Below are 6,087 nucleotides of genomic sequence, written 5' to 3' on the forward strand. Positions count from 1 at the left end.
CTGCCTGACCCCGCCGACTCCCACCCCACCCCGAAAAGGGAGCAATGCCATGCGCGTGCGCAACGCTGTGACCGCCACCGTCGGAGCCTTCGTGATCGCTGCCGCCCTGTCCGGCCCGGCGGCCGCCGCCGACGAGGGCGACTTCACCTACCTCTACCCGGGCGCCAAGAAGGACGTGGCGGTCGCCATCGAGGCCCCGGCGGACGAGCGGTGTTACAACTTCGAGAAGCTTCCCGGCGACCAGCTGCCCGTCCGGCTGTCCAACGACACCGACATGACCGCCATCGTCTACGCCAAGAAGAACTGCAAGGGCGAGGCCGTCGAGCTCGCGCCCGGCGACGTCGCGGAGGCCGCCGAGGACGAGGGCGCCCTCCCGGCGAAGTCCGTCGTGTTCGTCCTGGACGAGGCCGCCGAGGAGCCGGCCGAGGAGGCCGACCAGTCCGAGGACGCCCTGGACGAGGCCCCCGAGGACGCCCGGGAGGACCTCGCCGAGGACGAGGACATGACCGAGGACGAGGGTCTCGCCGAGGACGAGGAGTCGTCCGAGGACGAGGAGTCCGCCGACGGGGACCGCGCCGCCGCCCCGGCCGCCGCCCGCCCCGGCGACATCGGCTCCTTCATCGACGAGTTCGTCAACGCCTGGGGCTGACCCGGCCCGGCGCCGGCGGGGCGGGGCCCGTCCTCGTCCCGCCGGGGCGCTCTGCCGCCCGCGGCCGCATAGGCTCTGACCATGAGCCACGAGCAGCAGAGTTTCGAGACCCGCGCCATTCACGCGGGCAACACGGCGGACCCGCTCACCGGCGCGGTCGTGCCCCCGATCTACCAGGTCTCCACGTACAAGCAGGACGGTGTCGGCGGGCTCCGCGGCGGCTACGAGTACAGCCGCAGCGCCAACCCGACCCGGACCGCTCTGGAGGAGAACCTGGCGGCGCTGGAAGGCGGCCGCCGCGGCCTCGCCTTCGCCTCGGGCCTGGCCGCCGAGGACTGCCTCCTGCGCACGATCCTTTCGCCCGGCGACCACGTGGTCATCCCCAACGACGCCTACGGCGGCACCTTCCGGCTGTTCGCCAAGGTCGTCGAGCGCTGGGGCGTGTCCTGGTCGGTGGCGGACACCTCCGACCCGGCGTCGGTCCGCGCGGCCCTGACCGACCGCACCAAGGCGATCTGGGTGGAGACCCCCTCCAACCCGCTCCTCGGGATCACCGACATCGCCGTCCTCGCCGACATCGCGCGCTCCGCGGGCGCCCGGCTCGTCGTCGACAACACCTTCGCCTCGCCCTACCTCCAGCAGCCGCTGGCGCTCGGCGCGGACGTGGTCGTGCACTCGCTCACCAAGTACATGGGCGGGCACTCGGACGTCGTCGGCGGCGCGCTGGTCACGGCCGACGCGGCCCTCGGCGACGAGCTCGCCTACCACCAGAACGCCATGGGCGCCGTGGCCGGCCCGTTCGACTCCTGGATCGTGCTGCGCGGCATCAAGACCCTCGCCGTGCGCATGGACCGGCACAGCGAGAACGCCACCAAGGTCGCCGACATGCTGACCCGCCACCCCAAGGTCAGCCGGGTGCTGTACCCGGGCCTGCCCGAGCACCCGGGCCACGAGATCGCCGCCAAGCAGATGCGCTCGTTCGGCGGCATGGTGTCGTTCCGCGTCGCGGGCGGCGAGGAGGCGGCGGTCGAGGTCTGCAACCGCGCGCAGCTGTTCACCCTGGGCGAGTCCCTCGGCGGCGTGGAGTCGCTGATCGAGCACCCCGGCCGGATGACGCACGCCTCCGCGGCGGGCTCCCCGCTGGAGGTCCCCGCCGACCTGGTCCGCCTGTCCGTCGGCATCGAGAACGTCGACGACCTGCTGGCCGACCTCACGCAGGCGCTGGGCTGATCCTGCGCTGCCCCGCCGGGGCCTTCCGGGGCCCCGGCAGGACGGTTCCGCTTTCCGGCGGGCCGGGGGAGCGCGACAAGCCGGGAGGTACTTCTTACGGCTTGCGTGCTCCCCCTTTCCATTCCGAATTGTTAGGCTCGTGGTTTCGCCCACCACTGGTGGCTTTGTATTCCCTGTACCGACGAGGAGCACCTGTGACCCAGACGAGCGAGAGCGTCACCTGGCTGACCCAGGACGCCTACGACCAGCTCAAGGCCGAGCTGGAGTACCTGTCTGGTCCCGCACGCACGGAGATCGCGGCGAAGATCGCGGCCGCCCGTGAGGAGGGTGACCTGCGGGAGAACGGCGGGTACCACGCGGCGAAGGAGGAGCAGGGCAAGCAGGAGCTGCGGGTCCGCCAGCTGACCCAGCTGCTGGAGACGGCCAAGGTCGGTGAGGCGCCGGCGAGCGACGGCACCGTCGCCCCCGGCACCGTCATCACCATCGCCTTCGACGGCGACCCGGACGACACGATGACCTTCCTGCTGGCCTCGCGCGAGTACGCCTCCTCCGACATCGACACCTACTCCCCGCAGTCCCCGCTGGGCCGCGGCGTGGACGGCAAGAAGATCGGCGAGGACGCCGAGTACGAGCTGCCGAACGGCAAGAAGGCCATGGTCCGGATCCTCGACGTCAAGCCGTACACCGGCTGACCCGGGACCACCCGGACGCATCCGTACGCAGGTGCCCCCGGCCGCACGACGCGGCCGGGGGCACCTGTGCGTGTGCCGGGCCCGCGGTACGGGCCCGCGCGTCAGGCCGTCGCCGAGCGGTACTTCCGCACCGACAGGGTCCGGAACACCACGATGATCACCAGGGACCACAGCACCGACGCGAGCACCGGGTGCTGCATCGGCCACGCCGGCGAGTCCACCACCCCCGGATTGCCGAACAGCTCCCTCGCCGCCTGCACGGTCGCACTGAACGGGTTCCAGTCCGCCACGTGCCGCAGCCACGGGGTCATCTGGCTCGTGTCGACGAACGCGTTCGACACGAACGTCACCGGGAACAGCCAGATCAGCCCGCCCGACGTGGCCGCCTCCGGGGTCCGCACCGACAGCCCGATCAGCGCGCCGATCCAGGTGAACGCGTACCCGAGGAGCAGCAGCAGCGCGAACGCGCCGATCACCTTGCCCGCGTTGGTGTGGGTGCGCCAGCCGACCAGCAGCGCGACCACCGCGAGCACCAGCAGGGTGAACGCGGTCTGCACCAGGTCCGCGAGGGTGCGGCCGGTGAGCACCGCGCCGCGGGCCATCGGCAGCGAGCGGAACCGGTCGATCAGGCCCTTGTGCATGTCGTCGGCGATGCCCGCGCCCGCACCCGCGGTGGCGAAGGTGACGGTCTGCGCGAAGATGCCGGCCATCAGGAACTCGCGGTAGACGCCCGGGTCGGTGCTGTTGCCGACCTGCATCGAGCCGCCGAAGACGTAGCTGAACAGCACGACGAACATCACCGGCTGGATCACGCCAAAAATGATCATCTCGGGGATCCGGGACATCCTGATCAGATTCCGCTTCGCGATGACCAGGGAGTCGCCGACCGACTGGGCGATGCCGCCGCGCGGCTGCGGGGCGGTGTGCCCGGCGCCGAAGGCGGAGGTTTCTGCGGTCACCGGCCGTCCTCCTTCTCCTTGCGGGCGGCCCGGCCCCCGTGGCCGTGCCGGTCCCTGCCGCCGGACGCCCCGCCCGCCGCGTCGCCGTTCTCCTCGGCCAGCGCGGCCACGTGGCCGGTGAGCGAGATGAACACGTCGTCGAGGGTGGGGCGGCGCAGGCCGATGTCGTCGATCTCGATGCCGCGCAGGTCCAGCTCGCGGATGATCTCGGCGAGCAGCTTGGCGCCGCCGGTCACCGGGACCGTCAGCTTGCGGGTGTGCTCCTCGACCGTGGTCTCGCCCTTGCCGAAGACCGCGAGGACCCCGCGGGCGTCCTCGATGTGCTCGCGCTCGTGCACGACCACCTCGACCCGCTCCCCGCCGGTACGGGCCTTCAGCGCGTCGGAGGTGCCGCGGGCGATGACCTTGCCGTGGTCGACCACGCAGATGTCGTGCGCCAGGTGGTCGGCCTCCTCCAGGTACTGGGTGGTGAGCAGCAGCGTCGTCCCGCCCGCCACCAGCTCCTGGATCACGTCCCACAGTGCCTGCCGGTTGCGGGGGTCGAGGCCGGTGGTCGGCTCGTCCATGAACATCACCGGCGGCCGGACCACCAGGGCGGCGGCCAGGTCGAGGCGGCGGCGCATGCCGCCCGAGTAGGTCTTCGCGGTGCGGTCGGCGGCCTCGGCCAGGTTGAACCGCTCCAGCAGCTCGTCCGCGCGGGCCTTCGCCTCCTTCGCCCGCATCTGGTAGAGCTGCCCGACCATCCGGAGGTTCTCGCGGCCGGTCAGGTACTCGTCGACGGCGGCGAACTGGCCGGACAGGCCGATCGAGCGGCGCACCTCGTTGGGGTGTCTGAGCACGTCGATGCCGGCGACGACGGCGCGTCCGGAATCCGGCTGGAGGAGGGTGGTCAGGACCCGCACGGTGGTGGTCTTCCCCGCGCCGTTCGGGCCCAGCAGGCCGAGCACGGTGCCCTCGGGCACGTCGAGGTCCACACCGTCCAGAGCCCGTACCTCGCCGAAGGTCTTCACCAGGCCTTCGGCGTAGATGGCGCCTGGCATAGGAATCTCCCAGCGTCAGAACAACTGCTTCGGAGCGATTGCGTCAGAACGGCTGATACTGCTGATGCCTACGGGAATCCTAGGTGCGCACCCGCCCGGCCGCCCGGGAGACGGCGAATCCGGCGGCCGCGGAACCGGCCGCCCGCCCTCCCGCCCGGCCGCCCGGCTCAGCCGATCACCGCGTACCCGGCCGCGTGCAGCGCCCGCGCCACCTCCCGGCAGTGCTCCTGACCCTGGGTCTCCAGGTGCAGCTCGACCTCCACCTCGGTCAGCCCCAGCTGCGGATCGGTGCGCACGTGGCTGACGTCCAGCACGTTCGCGTCCACCTCCGACAGCACCGCCAGCAGCCCCGCCAGTGCGCCCGGCCGGTCGGCCACGCGCAGCCGCAGCGACAGGTAGCGGCCGGCGGACGCCATGCCGTGCCGCAGGATCCGCTGGAGCAGCAGCGGGTCCACGTTCCCGCCCGACAGCACCGCCACCACGGGCCCGCCGGCGAACCGCTCCGGCTCGCTCAGCAGCGCCGCCACCGTGCTGCACCCGGCCGGCTCGACCAGCAGCTTCGCCCGCTCCAGACACAGCAGCAGCGCCGTCGACAGCGCCTCCTCCGACACCGTCCGTACGTCGTCCAGCAGCTCCGCGACGATCCGGAACGGCACGTCGCCGGGGCGGCCCACCCGGATGCCGTCGGCCATCGTCACCGGCTCGTCCACCGACACCGGGTGCCCGGCGGCCAGCGAGGCCGGGTACGCGGCCGCACCCGCCGCCTGCACCCCGACCACCCGCACGTCCGGCCGCAGCGCCTTCACCGCCACCGAGATCCCGGCCGCCAGCCCGCCGCCGCCGATCCCCACCAGGATCGTCCGCACCTCCGGGCACTGCTCCAGCACCTCCAGGCCGACCGTGCCCTGCCCGGCGATGATGTCGTGGTGGTCGAAGGGGTGGATGAAGACCGCACCCGTCCGGTCGGCGTGCTCCTGCGCGGCGGCCAGCGTCTCGTCCACCACCTGCCCGTGCAGGACCACCTCGGCCCCGTAGTCCCGGGTGGCGGCCACCTTCGGCAGCGGCGCCCCGGCCGGCATGAACACCGTCGACCGCACGCCCAGCAGCGACGAGGCCAGCGCCACGCCCTGTGCATGGTTGCCCGCGCTCGCCGCGACCACCCCGGCGGCCCGCTGCACCGGCGAGAGTCCGGAGATCCGCACGTACGCGCCGCGCAGCTTGAAGGAGCCGGTCCGCTGGAGGTTCTCGCACTTCAGGTGCACCGGCGCGCCCACCAGCGACGACAGGTACCGGCTGCCCTCCATGGGGGTCACGCGCGCGACGCCGGCGAGCATCTTCTGGGCACCCCGTACGTCGTCCAGGATCACCGGTGCGATCGGGACGGGCAGTCCGTAGCTCATGCCGCCAGTCTCCCAGCCGGACGCCCGCGCGGCGCGGGGCACGAGCGCCGCGAGAGGCGGCTGGGACCCGTGGGGCCTGCGGTGCGGCAGGGCCCGCGGGCGTCCGGAGGTGCGGGG

At 72.6% G+C, this 6,087-nt stretch carries 6 protein-coding genes; 3 read left to right on the forward strand and 3 right to left on the reverse strand.

What is annotated here, in order from left to right; translation table 11 throughout:
* The first annotated feature begins 49 nt into the window (after positions 1 to 49).
* The 3 genes from LG634_RS33930 (at position 50) to greA (ending at position 2,571) form a co-directional block, all read left to right on the forward strand.
* Positions 50 to 649 carry a hypothetical protein gene (locus LG634_RS33930; protein WP_226739757.1) on the forward strand — a complete coding sequence of 200 codons (600 nt, stop codon included), beginning with the start codon at positions 50 to 52 and terminating at the stop codon, positions 647 to 649.
* Between the two features lie 81 nt (positions 650 to 730).
* Positions 731 to 1,879: a cystathionine gamma-synthase gene (locus tag LG634_RS33935; protein ID WP_226739759.1), complete on the forward strand. Its 1,149-nt coding sequence runs from the start codon at positions 731 to 733 to the stop codon at positions 1,877 to 1,879.
* A 194-nt stretch (positions 1,880 to 2,073) separates the two neighbouring features.
* Positions 2,074 to 2,571, forward strand: a complete 498-nt coding sequence (gene greA / locus LG634_RS33940) for a transcription elongation factor GreA (RefSeq protein WP_226739761.1) — start codon at positions 2,074 to 2,076, stop codon at positions 2,569 to 2,571.
* A 101-nt stretch (positions 2,572 to 2,672) separates the two neighbouring features.
* Here the strand turns inward: greA and LG634_RS33945 are convergent, their stop codons facing one another.
* The 3 genes from LG634_RS33945 to ilvA all read right to left on the reverse strand — a co-directional run bounded on the left by LG634_RS33945 (position 2,673) and on the right by ilvA (position 5,970).
* Positions 2,673 to 3,530, reverse strand: a complete 858-nt coding sequence (locus LG634_RS33945) for an ABC transporter permease (protein WP_226739763.1) — start codon at positions 3,528 to 3,530, stop codon at positions 2,673 to 2,675.
* A complete protein-coding gene (locus LG634_RS33950; protein WP_226739765.1) occupies positions 3,527 to 4,570 on the reverse strand; it encodes an ATP-binding cassette domain-containing protein in 1,044 nt (347 codons plus the stop codon). Before LG634_RS33950 ends, LG634_RS33945 begins: the two co-directional genes overlap by 4 nt.
* A gap of 167 nt (positions 4,571 to 4,737) precedes the next feature.
* The gene (ilvA, locus tag LG634_RS33955; RefSeq protein WP_226739767.1) at positions 4,738 to 5,970 is read right to left on the reverse strand and encodes a threonine ammonia-lyase; all 1,233 of its coding nucleotides are present in this window, start codon (positions 5,968 to 5,970) and stop codon (positions 4,738 to 4,740) included.
* Positions 5,971 to 6,087: the final 117 nt, after the last annotated feature.

The organism is Streptomyces bambusae (assembly GCF_020532645.1).
GTDB lineage: Bacteria > Actinomycetota > Actinomycetes > Streptomycetales > Streptomycetaceae > Streptomyces > Streptomyces bambusae.